Origin of the sequence: Bacillus sp. 22-7, assembly GCF_010628845.1 — a bacterium.
In the GTDB taxonomy this organism is placed as follows: domain Bacteria; phylum Bacillota; class Bacilli; order Bacillales; family Cytobacillaceae; genus Cytobacillus; species Cytobacillus firmus_B.
In genome coordinates, this window is sequence record NZ_NJQY01000008.1 from 24,180 (window position 1) to 43,588 (window position 19,409).

The 19,409-nt window shown below is 40.5% G+C and carries 17 protein-coding genes; 16 read left to right on the forward strand and 1 reads right to left on the reverse strand.

Features of this window, described 5'->3' with window-relative positions:
* Positions 1–2: 2 nt before the first annotated feature.
* Positions 3–626, reverse strand: a complete 624-nt coding sequence (locus tag CE058_RS07485) for a DUF421 domain-containing protein (RefSeq protein WP_048010876.1) — start codon at positions 624–626, stop codon at positions 3–5.
* A gap of 179 nt (positions 627–805) precedes the next feature.
* Between CE058_RS07485 and CE058_RS07490 the strand changes: the two genes are divergently transcribed.
* The 16 genes from CE058_RS07490 to CE058_RS07565 all read left to right on the forward strand — a co-directional run bounded on the left by CE058_RS07490 (position 806) and on the right by CE058_RS07565 (position 19,256).
* The gene (locus tag CE058_RS07490) at positions 806–1,804 is read left to right on the forward strand and encodes an ABC transporter substrate-binding protein (protein ID WP_048010875.1); all 999 of its coding nucleotides are present in this window, start codon (positions 806–808) and stop codon (positions 1,802–1,804) included.
* A gap of 490 nt (positions 1,805–2,294) precedes the next feature.
* Positions 2,295–2,588, forward strand: coding sequence for a WXG100 family type VII secretion target (locus CE058_RS07495; protein WP_009336200.1), 294 nt, complete (start codon positions 2,295–2,297; stop codon positions 2,586–2,588).
* A 178-nt stretch (positions 2,589–2,766) separates the two neighbouring features.
* Positions 2,767–3,006, forward strand: coding sequence for an ESX secretion system protein YukD (yukD, locus tag CE058_RS07500; RefSeq protein WP_048010874.1), 240 nt, complete (start codon positions 2,767–2,769; stop codon positions 3,004–3,006).
* A gap of 14 nt (positions 3,007–3,020) precedes the next feature.
* A complete protein-coding gene (gene essB / locus CE058_RS07505) occupies positions 3,021–4,364 on the forward strand; it encodes a type VII secretion protein EssB (RefSeq protein WP_163141721.1) in 1,344 nt (447 codons plus the stop codon).
* A gap of 20 nt (positions 4,365–4,384) precedes the next feature.
* A complete protein-coding gene (gene essC / locus CE058_RS07510) occupies positions 4,385–8,851 on the forward strand; it encodes a type VII secretion protein EssC (RefSeq protein ID WP_163141724.1) in 4,467 nt (1,488 codons plus the stop codon).
* A gap of 1 nt (position 8,852) precedes the next feature.
* Complete coding sequence (gene esaA / locus CE058_RS07515) at positions 8,853–11,738, forward strand: type VII secretion protein EsaA (protein ID WP_163141727.1); 2,886 nt, start codon at positions 8,853–8,855, stop codon at positions 11,736–11,738.
* Positions 11,728–12,207, forward strand: a complete 480-nt coding sequence (gene essA, locus CE058_RS07520; protein WP_163141730.1) for a type VII secretion protein EssA — start codon at positions 11,728–11,730, stop codon at positions 12,205–12,207. Before esaA ends, essA begins: the two co-directional genes overlap by 11 nt.
* Positions 12,208–12,374: 167 nt before the next feature.
* Positions 12,375–12,677: a WXG100 family type VII secretion target gene (locus CE058_RS07525; protein ID WP_163141733.1), complete on the forward strand. Its 303-nt coding sequence runs from the start codon at positions 12,375–12,377 to the stop codon at positions 12,675–12,677.
* A 27-nt stretch (positions 12,678–12,704) separates the two neighbouring features.
* Positions 12,705–12,848, forward strand: coding sequence for a hypothetical protein (locus CE058_RS07530; RefSeq protein WP_163141736.1), 144 nt, complete (start codon positions 12,705–12,707; stop codon positions 12,846–12,848).
* A 43-nt stretch (positions 12,849–12,891) separates the two neighbouring features.
* Positions 12,892–14,142 (forward strand): hypothetical protein, encoded by a 1,251-nt coding sequence (locus tag CE058_RS07535; protein WP_163141739.1) that lies wholly within the window; start codon positions 12,892–12,894, stop codon positions 14,140–14,142.
* 9 nt (positions 14,143–14,151) lie between these two features.
* Positions 14,152–14,964, forward strand: coding sequence for a hypothetical protein (locus tag CE058_RS07540; RefSeq protein WP_163141742.1), 813 nt, complete (start codon positions 14,152–14,154; stop codon positions 14,962–14,964).
* Positions 14,957–15,508: a DUF5381 family protein gene (locus tag CE058_RS07545; protein WP_163141774.1), complete on the forward strand. Its 552-nt coding sequence runs from the start codon at positions 14,957–14,959 to the stop codon at positions 15,506–15,508. The genes CE058_RS07540 and CE058_RS07545 overlap by 8 nt, the downstream gene beginning before the upstream one ends.
* Positions 15,509–15,574: 66 nt before the next feature.
* Positions 15,575–16,126, forward strand: coding sequence for a DUF5381 family protein (locus tag CE058_RS07550; protein WP_163141745.1), 552 nt, complete (start codon positions 15,575–15,577; stop codon positions 16,124–16,126).
* Positions 16,127–16,184: 58 nt separating this feature from the next.
* Positions 16,185–16,736, forward strand: coding sequence for a DUF5381 family protein (locus tag CE058_RS07555; protein WP_163141777.1), 552 nt, complete (start codon positions 16,185–16,187; stop codon positions 16,734–16,736).
* Positions 16,737–16,865: 129 nt separating this feature from the next.
* Positions 16,866–17,237 carry a hypothetical protein gene (locus tag CE058_RS07560; RefSeq protein WP_163141748.1) on the forward strand — a complete coding sequence of 124 codons (372 nt, stop codon included), beginning with the start codon at positions 16,866–16,868 and terminating at the stop codon, positions 17,235–17,237.
* Positions 17,238–17,561: 324 nt separating this feature from the next.
* A complete protein-coding gene (locus CE058_RS07565) occupies positions 17,562–19,256 on the forward strand; it encodes a transglutaminase domain-containing protein (RefSeq protein WP_163141751.1) in 1,695 nt (564 codons plus the stop codon).
* Positions 19,257–19,409 lie beyond the last annotated feature (153 nt).

Below are 19,409 nucleotides of genomic sequence, written 5' to 3' on the forward strand. Positions count from 1 at the left end.
TCTTACTGCAGGTGATCTGGTACACTATCAGTCGTTTCTTCTGCAACTTCTGTAAAAATATCCTCTTCATTTTCGGGAACCATATGGACAGAGAAGCCCTTGGCAAAGGCAGGTTCCAGTAGATGAATCAGCTGCTGGACATCAGCCTGAAGCTGAAGGAATTCCTTTTTCGTTACAGGCTGGGCTTCTTCTTTTAATTCATAGCCCACTTGTCCGTTTGGCTCCAGGGTTGCCCATCTTACATCGCTGATAACTGCAACATTATGCTGACGCAGTTTCATTTCAAGCTGGTCCACAGTAAACCGGAGTTTCCTCAGATTCTGTTCATTCAATTTTCCATCTTCTATGATAATTTTGGATTGACCAGTGATAAACTTCTCGAATTTGTCTGATTTCATTTGTGCATATTCCATAATAACTAAGGTAAGGACAAGGATGAGTCCTACTGCAAGAGTAGTCCAAATGCTTTCCCCTGAAACCGGTTCAATTAATAGAGAACCAATGCCAATCATGATTACTACCTGAGCTAATGTCATCTGTGAAATAGACTTTCTTCCAGCGATCCTTAATAACAATGTGCCCCCGATGACGACAAGGATTGAGTTCCAAATCCAATCGAATTCCACTCGTATCCCTCCCTATATACTATTATAGTCTTTCGCAAATAGAGCCTTCTAAAACTGTTAATGTCAATTTATCTAACAAAAAAGTGGGATTAGCTATTGTTACATACTTATTAAACGTGTTAATATCAAAATATTATAAAAATTTTAAAAAATGCATGACTGTCGGGGGGATATTTGTGATGAAGAAGATGTTAGCCATCCTAGCAAGCAGCACATTATTAATGCTGGCTGCCTGCGGATCAGGAAATGAGGAAACCAGCGGGGAAGTGTCAGAAAAGAAAACCGTAAAAATCGGGATCACGCAAATTGTTGAACATCCATCATTAGATTCTGCGAGAGAGGGATTTATTGCCGCACTGAAAGATGCTGGATATGAAGAAGGAAAAAATCTTAAAATCGACTTCCAGAACGCCCAGGGGGATATGAACAATAATATGTCCATCGCCCAGAACCTGGTCGCGGACAAAAATGATTTAATTCTGGCAATTGCTACTGCGAGTGCCCAATCGGTTGTGCAATCAACGAAAGATATTCCTATCCTTTTTACAGCTATCACCGATCCTGTAGGAGCTGAGCTTGTGGAAAGCATGGAAAAGCCGGGCGGGAATGCCACGGGTACCTCTGATACACATCCTGATGCCATCAAAAATACAATTGACTCTATCAAAACATTTGTACCTGATGCCAAAAAGGTGGGCATTATCTACAATGATGGGGAACCAAACTCAGTAGTAAATGTTAAGCATGCAAAAGAAGCTATCGAGGCAGCAGGCCTGGAAGCAGTTGAAACGACTATCTCAACTAGCTCCGAGGTGAAGCAGGCTGCTGAATCCTTAGTGGGACGTGCTGATGTATTCTACATCCCTAAGGACAATACAGTCGTATCTGCCCTTGAATCAGTGCTTAACGTAGCCAATGAAAAAGACATTCCAGCTTTTGTTGGGGAAAGCGATTCGGTTAAACGGGGCGGATTTGCTTCCTACGGCTTTGAGTATCATGATCTTGGATACTCTACAGGCCAAATGGCTGTTGATATTCTTGAAGGCAAAAAGCCGAGTGAAATTCCTGTCGGCTACCCGGAGAGCCTTGAGCTTGTGATTAACAAGAAAGCAGCTGAGGAACAGGGAGTTGCTTTGACAGAGGACATGCTGAAGGATGCTAAGGTGGTTGGGGAATAAATGGGTTGTTAAAAGATACAGCGATTCAGCTGTATCTTTTTTTTTGCTTAATGGACCCGAAATTTATTCCGGAAAATGATTCCAAAGAACTACATAATGTAGAAGGAGGATTTTAGGAAAATTAAGGGCTCAATAAAGCTTAATTAAAATCTATTTGAAAGGGTAATTTTACCTACAAAATACAATCGGGGGTTTGTGGATTAATAGGAATAAAACCACAGACATAATTCGACACGCCCGCATAAGCGATTTGACGAGTTTTGACTGCCATGATAGTAATAAATAGGTATAAAATTTATATTTCTAGAATTGATGAATAACAATAAATAGAAAAAGTTTATGAAAAAAATACCATTTAATGTTTAAGTGTCTTCAAATTGGGTATTAGTGGGTATAAATAACTGTTTTGTTATTTTTTGCAAGTAAGTAATTGACCTTTCGATTGTGTATTTTTACAATAATAGTAACCTATTGAAAAGGAGAGATTTGAATGTCAGGAGTTATTCGCGTTACACCAGCAGAATTAGTAGGCATGTCTAACCGTTATAATGGAGAAAGCAGCCAGGTTGGGGATCAGATTGTCCGTTTGGATAATATGATTCGTGAACTGGAAGGTGCATGGGAAGGGGAAGCAAGCAGAGCATTTGCTGAACAATACCAATCTTTAAGACCTTCATTTGTTCAAATGCAGCAATTATTAGAGGATATTTCTGTTCAGCTTAATAATACTGCAAGAGCTCTTGAAGATGCTGATAACCAGATCGCCGGCCAAATCCGCGGTTAATTTTATCTGAATCAATAAGTGGAGAAGGAGCGCTGCATTCACAGGATGAAAAGCGCTCTTTTTTTGGTACTAAATTAGCAAATTTTCACTTTGGTAATTTGTCTAGCGCAAGCAGCCTGCCCCCTCGAGGTGTCAGGGGTGATCGAGGCGCTTCCGCTTTTCTAGTGAGGTGTTGAATATGTACATAGAATTAACAATTGATTTAAAACATTATGAAGTTGAACCTTTCGATCTCCGTCTATCTAACTATCACTCTGTTAAAAAAGTAGTTGATATTGTTTGGCAAGCTAAGTCTATTCCTCAGCCGCCCCGGGAAGGATATTGGGTCAGAATTCCCAACAAGCAAATTATTCTGTCAGGAAACGATAAGCTGGCAGAAAAGGGGATTACCACTGGGGACCGTTTCGAAATTTTATAAAGGAGCATTTAAAAATGTCAGAAAAGAGTCAAACCTACCTTGAAGAGCAGCTTGAAGCGGTTGTCGAAACAGATCATCAATCCCTAACCATTCTTTTTCAAAGAGAAAAAATTAAAGCTGATGCTGCTGAGGAATTGGAATTGCTCCAGGCAATGGAATCAGCTATAAAAAGGGATATCCATTTAACAGAGGATGAACTGCGCCTCGTCCTGCAAATTCCCTCAAATTACTTAACCTTTTCCAAATTAAAAAAGAAAGACCAGAGAAGCAGATGGATTTTTTCTTCGCAGCTTCTAAAACTTGTGAAAAGTCATCCATATTCCAGGATGCATCTCGTTATTTGTCCTGAAAACATTGTGGCGGATGAAAGCCTGTCACCGCATTTGCTTCATTATGGTGTGAGTGAAAGCCTTCCGCCTTATGAAACCAATCAGGAAAAACTCTGGATGGAATTGAAAGCGACCATCGCAGCTGCTGTAGATGGAAATCGCTCCTTCCGGGATTACCTCAAACTTCATGAAACCATTGAACTGTCGCCTGCAGCGGCAAGTGTCATCAAGGCCAAGGATGAAAATGAATTGTCAGACATCATCCGGACTAACATAGAAATGCTTGAAAAGAAAGATAAGGAATATGCTAAGGTTCCGCAGAAAAAGTGGAAAGCAACCAGGTATTCGGCGTGGGGTCTGCTGATTGCTTTAGTGCCTTTCGTTGCTTTCAGCCTATATTCCCTTATCTTTACTCAGCCAAAACAGGCAGCTTTTATTAACAGTCAGGAGCATTTTCTGAAAAGCCAGTATAGCGATGTCGTTTCCGAGTTATCCAATTATGATATTGATCAGATGCCAAGAGTCGTACAGTACGAACTGGCACAGTCTTACATAATAAATGAAGCATTGACAGAAGACCAAAAAGAGAATGTCCAAAATACGATCACCCTGCAGACGGATCCCCTATACTATCATTACTGGATTCATATTGGGAGGGGAGATGCCAAGGAGGCTCTCGATATCTCCCGGGATCTTGAGGATCGGGACTTAATTCTGTTCGCATTGCTTAAATACCGTGAAGTTGTCAAAGCAGATGATAGTTTTGAATCCGATGAAAAACAGCAGAAAATCGACGAAATTCAAGCAGAGATTGATGAGTATATAGAGGAACAGAAAGCTCAGGAGGAAGAGGAGCAGCGTCTTCAGGAAGAGCAAAGCAGCAGCGGAGATAATGAACAGACAGTAAAGCAGGAGTCAGAACAAAAAGCTGCTGAAGAGCAAAAGCCTGCAGATGCAAAGGCAGCTGAAACCTCTGCTGAAAAATCTGCTGAGAAGAAGGAAGAGGCAGAAAAGACAAAACCTAATTAAGATAGACAGGAGGTGGAGAGATGGAACAGTTATGGTTGTTTTACAGCGATTACTGCCAGCAGCTGTCTATGCCAATTGAAAAAAGTGGAAGGATCACTATTGGTCCTGACCTGGAACAGCTGGTGACAATAAGGGAGTTTCCTTTTACAAAAGGAATTATGTCAATAGAAAAGCACGACAGCTTCTATGAAGTTAAGCAAAATGAGTCGGTTCTCGGAAAGCTGAACGATGGAGAACCCTTTCAGATAAATGATGAAGGGAAAACCCTGACGATAATAGGAACCTCTGAAGCTATTAAAAGTCAGACCTACTATTCCGGCTATAAAAGGGAAATAGAGATATCCTCTGATAACCCGGAAGCATCCATTTATAAAAAGCACGGCATTTTAATGGATGCGAGTCATTCTTTTGACCTGATAAAAACAAATAAGGGCTGGATGGCAGAGCCGGGTTCAGGACAGCTTTATATAAACGGCAAAAGAGTTGAAGAGAGGACCTTCCTTGAAATGGGAGATGTGCTTTTCTTTCCATTCATGTCTATACGAATAATAGAAGAGGATCTTTTCCAGATTGATAGCTTTGAAGGGTATGAGTCAAAGCTCCCGATTACCATCAGGCCGCAATCAGAGATGGCAAAGAAATATCCGCTCTACCGGAGAACGCCAAGGATGATCTATGAGATGCCGGATGAGAAGGTCTCCCTGTCCTTTCCGTCACAGGAGCCGGATGATTCAGGCAGGGGATTATGGCTGATTATCATGCCGCCTCTGATTATGCTGATCGTGATGGGCATCGTGGCTTTAATTCAGCCAAGAGGGATTTTTATTATCATTTCAATGGTCATGTTCATGACTACTTTAGTGACATCCACAGTTCAGTACTTTAAGGATAAAAGCAATCAAAAAAAGCGGAAAGAGCGCAGGCATCGAGTGTATACAGCCTACCTGGAAGAGAAGCGAAAAGAGCTGCAGGCATTATCTGATCAGCAGAAGCATGTTCTGGAATTCCACTTTCCGTCTTTTGAGAAAATGAAATATTTTACGGGCCATATATCCGACCGGATTTGGGAACGGCCTCTGCAGAGCTTTGACTTCCTTCAATTCAGACTGGGTACCGGAAATGTGCCTGCGAGCTATGAAGTTAAGGTGAGCTCAGGGGATATGGCAAACCGTGAAATCGATGATCTGCTTGAACAGTCACAGCAAATGGAGAAAGTGTATAAGGAAGTTAGAAATGTGCCTGTGGTGGCTGACCTTGCAAAGGGGCCAATCGGGCTGATCGGAAAAGAGCCGGTTGTTAAAAATGAGATACACCAGATCATTGGGCAGCTGGCCTTTTTCCACAGCTACCATGATGTGCGGTTCGTATTTATTTTTAATGAAAAAGAATATAAAAAATGGGAATGGCTCAAATGGCTTCCGCATTTCCAGATGCCGCATGCACATGCAAAAGGGCTGATTTATAACGAACAAACGAGGGATCAGCTGCTGTCTTCCCTTTATGAAATCCTGCGTGAAAGGGATTTGGATGAAAATAAAGAGAAGCAGGTGTATTCACCTCATCTTGTGTTCATCATAGCCAATCAGCAGCTAATTGCAGATCATGTGATTCTGGAATATTTGGAGGGTGACCACTCCAATATGGGAATCTCCGTGATCTTTGCAGCAGACTCAAAGGAAAGTCTTCATGATAATATTCAAACCCTTGTCAGATATGTCAATCAGGAAGAAGGGGACATTCTGATTCAGGACAAAAAAGCCGTGAGCGTCCCATTTAAGCTTGATGCTCATCAGAAGAAGGGAAATGAGGAATTTTCCCGTCTGTTAAGAACGCTTGATCATCAGGTTGGAATGACCAATTCCATTCCAAATAGCGTTTCCTTCCTGGAAATGATGAAAGTAAAAGAAGTAGGGAAGCTTCCGATCAAAGAGAACTGGCTTGCGAAAGAGTCTTCCAAATCTCTGGCGGTTCCAATCGGCTTAAAAGGAAAGGAAGACCTGTCGCTTTTGAATCTTCATGAAAAGGCGCATGGCCCGCACGGTCTGCTGGCTGGGACAACGGGATCGGGTAAGAGTGAATTTCTGCAGACGTATATTCTTTCGCTTGCTGTTCACTTCCATCCCCACGAGGTCGCTTTCCTGCTGATTGACTACAAAGGCGGAGGCATGGCCCAGCCGTTTAAGAACATGCCGCATCTTCTGGGTACGATTACGAATATTGAAGGCAGCAAAAACTTCAGTTCAAGAGCGCTTGCCTCTATCAAAAGTGAATTGAAAAGGCGGCAAAGGCTTTTTGATCAATATCAGGTAAATCATATCAACGATTACACTGACCTTTATAAAAACAATATGGCAAAGGAGCCTCTGCCTCATCTGTTTTTGATTTCCGATGAGTTTGCGGAGCTTAAAAGTGAAGAACCGGAATTCATCAGAGAGCTTGTCAGTGCTGCGCGAATCGGCCGGAGCCTGGGAGTACACTTAATTCTGGCCACCCAAAAGCCAGGCGGTGTCATTGACGAACAGATCTGGAGTAATGCCCGTTTCCGTGTGGCTTTAAAAGTTCAGGACACAGATGACAGCCGGGAGATCATTAAAAACGGCGATGCCGCTGCTATTACCGTAACCGGACGCGGCTATCTGCAGGTCGGCAATAATGAAGTCTATGAACTGTTCCAATCTGCATGGAGCGGGGCCCCTTATTTGGAGGACTCTTCTGAGACAGAGGATGAGATTGCAATCGTAACCGACCTTGGGCTTGTGCCATTATCAGATGTAAATTCACGCCAAGGGAAGAAAAAAGGCGGAAAGACAGAAATTGAGGCAGTGGTGGAAGAAATTGAAGCAGCACAATCCTCGATGGGCATTAAGAAACTTAGAAGTCCATGGCTTCCTCCTCTTGAAGGGCGCTTAAGCAGAAAACTTTATCGCGCTGAGGAGAATAATGAAATTCATTTAGGAATGGTGGATGAGCCTGAGAAGCAGAGCCAGTATCCATTAAGCTATCAAATCATAGAGGATGGAAACGTAGGGGTGTTCGGCTCATCAGGTTATGGAAAATCCCATACGATTATGACACTGCTGCTCAGCATTGCCGAAAAGCGGTCTCCTGAAGAAGCACATTATTATATTTTCGATTTTGGCAATGGTTCACTCCTTCCGTTAAGGCAGCTGCCGCATACGGCCGATTTCTTCCTGATGGACGAAGAACGAAAAATTGAAAAGTTCATGAATCTGATCAAGGATGAAATTGCCCGCAGGAAGCTATTATTCCAGCAGCAGGAAGTCAGCGGAATTAAGATGTACAATTCGATGAGCAATGAAAAATTGCCGCTCGTCTATATTACATTTGATAACTTCGATTTAGTAAAAGAGGAAATGCAGGAGCTTGAAACGCAAATTAATCAGATTGCCAGGGATGGACAGTCACTCGGCATCTATATGATTTTCGCTGCGACCCGGATCAATTCAATCCGGCAGTCGCTCATGAATAACCTCAAAACAAAAGTCGTCCATTATCTGATGGACAGCAGCGAGGCCTACTCCGTTCTTGGAAGAGTTCCGTTCGCACCTGAGCCTATACCGGGAAGAGCCATTATTAAAATGGAAGAGGCTTATTTTTCACAGGTATTCCTGCCGGCAGAGGGCAAGGATGATTTCGAGATCATAGAATCGATCCGGGCCGACATTCAGGAACTGAAGGAGAAATACAAGAACTGCAGTCAGCCTGAAGAGGTGCCGATGCTTCCGGCAGAGCTTAATACGATTAACTTTACCCGTTACACTGCGGGAGAGACCCAGCCAGGACTTGTACCAATTGGCCTTGATGAAGAATCCGTCAAACCTGTGTATGCAAACTTCAATAAAACCAAGCATTGCATTATCCTTGGGCAGGCCCAAAAAGGAAAGACAAATGTTCTTAAGCTCATGATCAATCAAATGCTGGCTCAGGGTGCTGAATCCATCGGTATTTTCGATTCCTTTGACAGAGGATTATCATCCTATGCCAGTGAGGAAAAGTCAGTCTATATCGAGACAAAGGAACAGATCAGCGATTGGGCAGCAAAGGCGGAAGAACAGTTATCCCTTAGGGAAAAAGAATATCTTAATGCAATCCAGCATGGCAATACAGATATAGAGTTTTCGCCGATTGTGCTGGCTGTGGATGGATACTCCCGTTTTGCACAGACATTGGATAACAGCCTGCAGGAAAGAATGGCAAGGCTGATGAAAAACGGAAGCCATCTTGGCTTTAGTGTCATCGTTACAGGCAGCAATAATGAACTGACGAAAGGATACGATTCCTTAACGGCAGAAATCAAACAGATCCGCCAGGCAGTCGTTCTGATGAAAAAATCAGAGCAGACGCTCTTTACCCTTCCATACGACCGGAAAGAGGCGGAGATTCAGCCGGGATATGGTTATTACGTTATAAACGGAAAGGAATTAAAAATTCAAATTCCTTTATGTGCACTGAAAGGAAGGTCTTAGCATGACAGCCAAAACAAAATATATCGTGAAAATGGTTTTGGTGATGCTTCTGATTATCGCCGCGCCAGCCATCTTTTTTGGCTCCATTGGCGATAATCCTCTGCTGGTCAGGGAGAATGCCACAAGAACCATAGCTGTTGTAAATGAAGATACAGGCGCTGACAAGGAAGAAAAGTCACTTGATTTTGGAGAGGAAATTACATCGATCCTCGAAGACGGCTCACAATATGAGTGGACTGTCATCGGCAGAAGTGCTGCAGAAAATGGCTTGAGAAATACCAAGTATGATGCAGTTGTCTATATTCCTTCCAATTTTTCGAAGAACATCATGTCCTATGAAAGCCAGCAGCCTGAAAAAGCAAATTTTGAATATACCGTTCAGAACCAGCTGAACTCACTGAACCGGGAAAAGGTTCTGCGCGAGATCCAGACAGCCACCAACCGTGTGAATGGAAAGATTTCAACCTTGTACTGGACCTATGTATCACAGGACCTGGAAAATGTGAAATCCCAGTTCGATACCATTTTACAAAAAGAAATAGACTTCCAGAATGCCATGCTCGCTTTCTATAAGCCCAGCTCAAAGAACCTGGCAGCGGAAATCGAACAGCAGCGCAATATGCTGGAGAACATTCAGTCGACAGTGAAGACTACTGCGGAAAGCACTGCCGATGGCGAAAATAACCTCGGCCAATTTGAAGAGAACCTTGGCTCGTTTATACAGTTTGTAGATCAGTACAAAGAATACCAGGATAATCAGCAAAGTATCCTTCAAAAAATGCAGGATGAAAATGTAGTCGATATTCAAGCTGTTGCGGGACAAAAGATGCCAGCTTATATGGGTGCTCTTAGTGGTGACTTGACTGAGGGAAAACAGGACTTGGATAGTGGAATTGCGAGTGTGGAAAAGCAGCTGGAAGAGAATAGCCAGGTGTTTGGGGATCTATCAGAAATCCGAAACGCACAGGTAGATCGGCAAATTACTGAGCAATTTAGTGCACTGGATAAATATTTTGAAGAACAAGAAAGAACTTCTTTTGAAAAGGCTGCTGAAAGAATTAGCTCATTAAAAGGAGAGCTATCTGACGGAACGCAGCCGGAGAACCCTGGCACAGGTGCAGCTTCTGACAAAGTTACAGGCGTGGCTTCTGATAAAGTTACAGGTGGGGCTAAGACTAACACACTAACGGCAGCGAGCATAGAGTATCCAACTGTACCTGGTATGGCAGAGGAAAGAAAAGAGATATTGAGTATCGAAAAAGAGATTACAACTTTGAAAGATTCTTTAGAGACAATTGAAGGTACAAAGCCGGAACAAGTTGTATCTGCTTTGACTATCCTGCCAACTTTATCACAGCGTCTAATAGCTGTGGAGCAAAAAATGGCAACAATAGATTCAGGAGAGAATCCGCTGCAAAAAGTAGTCGAGGAACTCAAGGCTAATAATGCTGAATTAATTGAGGAACTTACCAATTTAGATAAAGTTTATAAAAACTTACAAGAAGAAAATAAAAACTTACAAGAAGAAAATAAAAACCTTTTAGACCAGCTAGGAGTTTCTGTGAGTTTTGATTCCATGATTACGCTCATTGAGGAGAAGGAGCAAAAACTAATTGATCTTGGATTTAATCCAGAAGCTTTTGACCTAAATATTAACAATACTAAACCTGTAAAAATGATGGAATATTACGCTTCCCTTATTCAGTATGAAGATTTAATAAATAATTCTTACAGTCAAAATCCAGATAAGCTGGAAGAGCTTGTACAGAAGTTAAACACTATTGTAGCTGTAAATGAGGAAGAACAAAAAGCTAAGGATGACCTAAACACAGCATTATTATCATCTCAGGATACGCTAACAGATTTTGAAAACCAGTTTATGGCATTCTTTAAAGAGTACAATGAAAAAATTAATGCACAGCAAAAAGCCATTGATACAGATTTATCTGCTCTCCAAGAAAACGCAAATTCAGTAAGGGAGCAAATTCAAACATCCTCAACGAATACGCCAGTTCCTGTAGATAGCATTGACGGAACTACCGTTATGGTCAAACAGGAAGGAATCAGCCAAAGAATGCTGATGATTAATGATCTTGTTGGATCCATCGGAGAAAACCAAAGTAATATCGTGTCCTATACAAACGAGCTGGAGCAAAAGGTGCAAAGTGTCCAGCTGGATGCGGATACACTGAATTCCAAATGGGGCTCGAACGTAGAGACAACTCAGATGTTCCGGGATGATATTTACAATCTTCTTGGAAACACCTATGTGAATGGCCAAAAGAATGGTCCGGTATACGAACAATTATCCAGTCCGCTTCAAATCAGCGGAGAAACAGCTGCCAAGAAAGAAGAAAGCAAGCTCCCGCCGGTTGTTGTATTGGCCATTGTCCTGCTCAGCAGCTTAATGATCGGATACTTCAGCCATTATTTCAAAAATGCGCCGATGCTTGTCCATGCTTCCATGTTTGTGCTGCTGAATCTTATTGTCGGTCTGATTATCAGCATATTCGGCCTCAATATTTACTCAATGGAACAGGATCGCGCAATAGAGTGGACCATTTTCACCATATTGCTGCTGACGGCAGCCTCAGCCATCGTACTGGCAGGGTTCAAGATCGGCAATCTGGCAGGATGGATTTTGAGCGTAGGTCTCATCGCCTTCTTCATCAGTCCGTTCCTTGCGCTTACAGCACCGAATATTAACTATGAAGACCCAATGTCCAAGGTATATATGTCCATTCAGTATGACTCACAAACCCTGTTTATTCCGGCCATCCTCATACTACTTGGCATTATTGCCTTCCTTGCTATCATTCCATTTGCAGTCCGGTCTATAAAGGACCTGCGCACAAAGAGGGATGAGGACCAAGCTTATGAAGCTTAAAAGAATTATTAAAATCATTCTGTTGATTCCGGCGTTTTGGCTGATAGCTGGCCAAAACGCCGGGGCGACTCCTGACTTTAATAACTTGACTCCGAATACCTATGAAAAAAAGGAATTCAAAGAGAATACCGATTACCTCCATGAAAAATCACTTTATGAAAATAAGAAGCAGATTCCCGAGGAACAAAAGGATCTTACTTTTACAAAAAAGAACCTGGATCCTTTGAAGGAAGTGAAGGAGAAGCTGTTCGACGGCGGTGAAACCACTACTAATACCATCACCGCAAAAGCGGACCAGCTTCAGCTTTTTTCCGATTCGAAACAGGAAAGCTTTTTCAAGGCGGAGGATCAGGTACCCGCAGAACAAGATAACAAATTAATGATTCTTTATATTATTCTGCTTGTCATTGCCATAGGTGTGATTATGGGATTCCTCATTCCGAGGATGGCGAAGCAGCCTGACAATTAAATAATTCCCGTACATGTCTCCGGTTTGGAGACATGTACATAATTACTGCTACCAAATTCTTCAGCAAACTCCTCTCAAATAACTGCCCTCTAAAAATAAATAAAGAATTAGGGATGTAAGAAATAACGAGACTCTAAATAAAAAACTTTTAAAAATGAGGTGTCAAAATGAACTCATCACATGTAAGAGCACTGGCAAGGGTATTTCAGACAGCTTCAGATGATATTAAAACAGAGGAATTCAAACTAAAGCAAAGTGTCCAAAACCATGCAGACGAATGGAATGGAAAAGCCCGGGACAAATTTGATTCTGCACTGGAAGAAGCGGGCGTCCTCTTTCAAAGGCACTCTGATAACCTTTATAATATCAGCCGTGAATTGGAAAGCGCTGCAAATGAAGTTGACAGAGTCAGAGAAGAAATTGAAAGACAAAGAGAATTAGAGAGATTGGCCAGACTTAAAGCGGATTGAAGAATATAAAGAATGGATGGGTTTTTTATGTCTAATAATGAAGAGAAGAAAAAAGGTTCATATGACAAGAGTAAGACATATGATGACGGATGTGCGCCAGGGTGTGTTGATCTTTTTTTATTGCCAATACAAGTTTTTATAGCAGGCTATCAGATAATAAATTTATTTTAATTTAAAATTAGCAATTAAATCATAAAAGAAGAGAGGTTTTGAAATGGGAAATGAAATTTCTGTAAATCCAGATCGCCTGGAAGACCTGGCAAATGACTTGGTTACTCGTTTGTCCAGAATTGAAGACGAATACAGAAATCTCCATATGGAACTTGCAGAGTTAATCAATAGCGCTCCGGCGGAATATAGGCATTGCTTCTATCATGTAGGAGATCCATGGGGTACTGGTAATCAGCTTACCGGGCAGCTTAGTGAAATGGAAATTGACCTGCGGATGGTGGCAAATAAATTTGCTGATGCAGATAATCTTGTAGGTAAGTTATATAAGTTGTATGAGCAGTATGGGGCCGTAACAGCTCTTGGAGCATTGATGACAAAACAGCTTGCTTTTTATGGGTTGGGGTTTACTCAATTTATAAAGAATGCTGATGGTGTATTCACCTATAAACATATGGCGGCCCTTCAACAAGTAACAGATAAAATTGATGAAACTAAAAAGTTAAGAACGATGACAAGAGGATTCCTGAGTCCACTATATTTGAAAAGTAAGTATAAAGATGTACCGCTTGCGGATTTGGTTCATAAAAAGATTGCTAAATACTTGCCGGATGATGTGGCGAATTTTACGAGTAGCTCAAGGGCATTTTTGGATGAAATTAAATATAAAACTTTTAATCCCACTACGTTTAAATCTTTCGTTAGTACGGGTGCCAAATTTGCTAAAACAAATGCATTAAGTACAGTTGTTTTAACCGGTGCAATGGAAGTCGGAGGAATGGGGCTTAAAATTTCAGAGAACTATGCTAAGTACGGAAATAACCCCGATGTTTTGAAACGTGAAAATGCTAAAGCAATTGGTAATGCTGTAAATAATACAGTAGCTATCTCGGGAGGAGCAATTACAGGTGCAGTAATAGGGGGAGCTTTAGGTAGTTTAGCTGGTCCCGTTGGAACAGTTGTTGGTGCAGCTGCAGGTTCATTCGTTGGTGGAGTTATTGGAGAGAAAGCTGCTAAATTAACTGCTGGAATTGCTGAAAAAGGTGCTATCCTTATTAAAGAGCCTTTGCACCATGGAGTCGAGTTTTTTAAAGATGGGTTTGAGAAAGCTGGAAAAGCTGTTGAAGCAGCAAATAAAGGTATTGATGTTGTTAATAAACAAATTAAAGAAACAATGTCCGATCCGGTAGGGAAAATTAAAGATATTGGAAAAGGATTGTCAAAGGCAAAGGAGACAGCTGGATCTTTAATAGATGGAGCAAAGGGATTTTTAGATAAAAAATTATCTTTTTTTTAAGGAGGCAATATGAGTACCATTCAACTAAGTATAGAAGAATTAATCTTTGCATTTTATAGTGAAGGGCTATATGAAGAAGGAATATCTATGAAAGAGACATACTTTCCTTCACTCCAAGATTCCGAATTGAAGTTACTGCTTGAGTTTGCAGCTCGCTCTTTGCTGGCAAAAGATATGGTGGTAGAGGTTAATAATCAATATAGATTAAAAGAAGACTATAAGTCTTATATTAATATTCTTAGTAATGCGGAGAAGACGGTTAAAGCTTCTAGATTTAATTTAAAGTTCGAAGGGGAAGAGAACATATCCTTTCATTTTGGGAATGGGGAAGTTTATCTTCATAAGTTATTGCATGACCATCAAGTACATTATATTTCAAAATCCACTCCAAAAGATATGATACCAAGTATTAAAAATTTCTTCGATATTAGCCAGCTGCCTTTACATGATGAAGTGCTTTTTAGTTTGAAGAATGAAGAATTTGAAGAATTCTTAGGTGATATGAGTGAATCAGATTCATTGTCGGAATCTACTGCTCAAAAGTGGGAAAATAGAGTTAATGGTTCATTCTCATTTGAGTTTTTAAAAGATATTTCCAATAGAAAAGGCAGAATGGACAGTTTACTTAGTCTTGGATATGATTCTGCAAAAAATCCTGATTTAATTGATCTAATTTTTATTGTTCCTGGGAAAGTGGACTTCTGGATGATTTCAAGAGACGATAATCTTGATTTAAATGTTCAAAGGGCAGACGAGACATCTATTAGTAACCTATTATTTAACAATTCTGTCCAAGGAGGGATTCCTCTTGTCCATGATTGAGAAAAAAGGAGAACCTGTATTAATAAAAGGTTCTAAGTTCATGTATGTATGGATGTTTTTGGCTACAGTAGGATTTTTACTTGCATGTATCTTCTTAATTATACATGGACTGAAATTCAATTCTAAATATTCTTTCCTCTATCTTGGCGGAGGAATCGTATTAACTCCCTTCTATCTTTATTTAACTATTTGGAGCCTGCCTGGATTAATGCCAGGAAGGGTTTTGTTTAGAATATTCCCGGGAGAAAAGGGAACAGTTAATGCTAAAAAAGATATGGTATCTATAAGTAATATTCGCAGTATCAATTTAGTCAGAAATCCATTAAATTTAATCAACGACATTGTTATTGATACATTCAATGATAAAAAGATAAAAATTAGAACGTATAATCTTCTTGGGGACTTAGATTATGAAATGATTGTAGATCAATACATTTATCCATATATGACTGAAAATGCAAAAGAGGTTTGGGACAGAAAGGTAGATCTTGAACGTCTTCGTAAAGTGGCAAGATACGAGAGAAAAGAGCCTAAAATTGAATAAAAATTAATTGAATCGATCAAACAAGTCTTCTCAAAGGAGAGAGCTTTCTCAGGGGGCGATCTATCGATGATTCAAAATAAAGATTACTCCATAAAGGTGAAGGGATCAAAAATTTATTATGTGCTAATGTCTCTTGCTACTGCAGGTTTTTTAATAGCATGTATCTTTCTAATTGTTCACGGATTGAAGTTTGACTCTAAATATTCTTTATTCTATCTTGGCGGTGGAATAATTTTCACTCCTTTTTATCTATATATCACTCTTTGGAATTTACCAGGCCTAATTCCGGGTAAAACCTTGCTGACTATTATCCCCGGAGAAAATGGACTGATTAAATCAAAAAAAGGCATTGTTCCAATTAAGGATATTCGAAACATTGATCTTGTAAGGAATCCATTAAATTTAATTAATGATATTGTTATTGAAACTTTCAATGATAAAAAGTTTAAAATTCGCACGTATAACCTGATTGGTGATTTTCGCTATCAGATAATAGTTGACCAATTTATATATCCTTATATGACAGAAAACGCTAGAAAAGTTTGGGATCGAAAAATAAACCTGGAGAGCCTTCGGCAGCAGGCTAATTATGAGAGGCAAGAACCAAAGGCTGAATAACGTCTATGTGTGAAACTCTCTTTCTCTGCCGGGTCCAAGGGGTGAGTATAGTTTGTCAATGATTCAGAATAAAGGTGACACGGTAATCATAAAAGGTTCTAAGTTCATGTATGTTTGGATGTTTTTGGCTACAGTTGGATTTTTGCTTGCATGTATCTTCTTAATCATTCATGGACTCAAGTTTAATTCTAAATATTCATTTCTCTATCTTGGTGGAGGAATTGTTTTCACTCCCTTCTATCTTCATTTGACTTTTTGGAGCCTGCCTGGATTAATGCCAGGAAAGGTTTTGTTTAAAATAGTTCCGGGTGAAAAGGGAACTGTTAATGCTAAAAAGAAAACGATATCTATAGGTAATATTCGTAATATCAATTTAGTCAGAAATCTTTTAAACCTTATAAACGATATTGTTATTGAAACCTTAGATGGTCAAAAAATAAAGATTCGCACCTATAATCTCTTGGATGATGGTGATTTTCAGGTGATTGTAGATCAATACATTTTTCCTTATATGAATGACAATGCCAGGAAAGTATGGGATCGGAAAATCGACCTCGATAAGTTAAGAGAAGAAGATAACTATGTCAGGCAGGAACACAGGATTGAGTAAAGCTTATCTGAGTATTTTTGATTTTAACTTTGAATATTGGAACTGTGAAGAGCAGCTCTTTAAGGGTCACCCCTATAAAGAGCTTTTGTTTTGAGATCAGCCGTCTCTCCCTATCGGAAGGAGAATAATATGAAAAATTTAATCGCCTTTACTGCAGTATTTCTAATATGGACATTAATTTCTTTAATGCTGACTGGGATAGATATTCCAATTCCAAGCTCTTATATTGCTCTAATGATTACAGCAAATGCTGTTTTTGCCTTTTTCTCTATTTTTGTTCAAAAACTAGTTATTACCCTCTATGAAGTAAATGTGTATGAACAGCCTAGGACTTTCCTTGACTATTGTTTTAAATATATTGCTATTATCACTTCAGGTGTGAATTACCATATTCAGCATATGTTAAATAGGCTTCCTATTATTCTTAATAAATTGGCATCTATATTTTTCTTTCTCTTTCTTATCTTTACAGGCTTCGGTCTGGTGGCTGTTTTTAACTAATACAAGTCGTTAATAACCGGGAGAGGGGGAGAGATTTTGACTGCAAAAGGAAAGCAAAAGAAATTCCTATTTAACAGAGGGTTTTTATTTTTTTGGAAAAGTAATTTGGTGTTGTTTTTAGCTATCTTATTTCTCTATATAAACAAATCGAGCTGGAGTGAAGAAGGCTCAGTTCTCCTGGTTTTGGCTCTAATGTGGGAAGCGCTCATTTTATTATTATCCATAATTGAGGGTGTAAAGGCCAAAAGGGCTGAGTCTCTGAAACTTTAAGGGATAATGTACGTATGTAAATTTAGAGTTAAAGAAACAAAGAGGAGGACCCCCATGCCAAAGAAAAGCCCCATCACCATATTAATCGTATTACTAACCAGCTTCCTATTCCTCTCAGCCTGCAGCAGCTCTGAAAGCAATTCCGAAGCCAAAGCGGAGAAAAAGGAAGAAGACAAATATGAAAAATTGGTTAAAGAGAAAAACAAGGAACTTGAGCTCGAACCCCTTGAGCTGACTTCTTACAGCGAGGAAGTCGGGGCAGCTCTGAAGAATCCGGAGTATAAGGAGTTTGCTGCAAATGGCAAGTTGGCTGTGCAGGGAGAGGTTGAGAAGTACTCTGATCTCAAATCAGACTACGCCTGGATCAAGGTTCGTTCCACAGAGGAGGGACCGGCAGGGAATGATCAGGAATACTACGCACCCATCAAAGAAGGGAAGTTCAAACAGAATATCCGGTTATTTAATGGGGAAGGCGAGTATAAGGTAACAGTTCAGCTTCCAAGCACGGATAGTGAAAATTATTATTATGATCTTGCCTCGTTCACTGTACACAATGTGAATCAGGATACAGAGCGCGATGTAACGTTTACTCCGTTTGGCCAGGAAGCAGAGCTGACTTTGGACATTGAATCAAGCTATCTAAAAGGCAATGAAGTATTCAAGTTAAAAGGGGAAGCAGGAAGTCTGACAGACGGCGATACAATCATGCTAAAGCTGAATAAGGAATCGGAAATGTGGAAGCATGTCATTTCGCTGAAAGAAGGCAAGTTCTCTTATGATGTGCCGTTATTCTATGGAAAAGGCCTGCACAAGCTTGAGGTGCTCGTTCCTGACAAAGAGCGGGAAAATTACTATCAGACAGCCACAACCATTTTAATAGACAACGAGTCTGATAGGACGATGAGCCCAATTGAATTTTCTAAAACATATGAGGAGCGGGGAGTGGCGCTTGAATACCCGCAGTATGGCGGTGAGAAGTCTAACGGTGTCTTTTCTGTAAAAGGAAAAATTGATCCGCAGGCAGAATTCGGTCCTGAAACAGATCATATTTACATTACGACTAAAAAAGGTGAAGACGAAGCACTGGATGTTATCCCTGTAAAAGATTTCACGTTTGATGATTCTTTTTATTTAAGGTTTGGTCCTGGCACATATGAAGTCACACTAAGTGTGCCGGAAATTAAGGAAGAGAACAGTGATTATTTCCGCTTTTATGGATTTGCCAAATTTGAGGTGGAGTCAACAGGCGAGGATAAGCGGGACCTGCTTCCTTCAAGAGGCGTTCAGTCCGATGCGCCGCAGATTACCGAATTGGCGCAAGAGCTGACAGAGGGCGTTAGCAGTGAAAGGGAAAAGGCGAAGGCCATCTATGATTATGTCGCTAAAACCGTTTCATATGATGTAAATAAGCTCGAAACAGATGACTTCAGCTGGGATGATAGTGCGCTCAAGACACTTGATTCCAAAACGGGCGTCTGCCAGGATTATTCTTATCTGGCCATTGCGCTGCTTCGGGCCAGCAACATGGAAGCCCGCTTTATTGAAGGAACTGCTTTCGGCGGATTCTGGCCGCAGAAGCATGCATGGGTGGAAGTGAAAGTGGATGGAAGCTGGCTCACGATGGATCCTACATGGGGAGCGGGTTACATTAAGGATGATAAATTCGTGGCAGCTTTCAATGAAAAATACTTTGATCCGAATCAAGCAGAGTTTGAAAAAACTCATAACCGTACAGGTGTATCATACTAAACTGCAAAAAGTCATGGGGCTTTGTCCTGTGGCTTTTTTTTCTTCTCTCTCTCTGCCAAAGGAATGGAAATTAATTCGAAATACCCTTTAACAAATATTATGAAAATTATAAAGTAAAATTGACTGGATTTCCGTCCGGATCTCCGTTAAGGA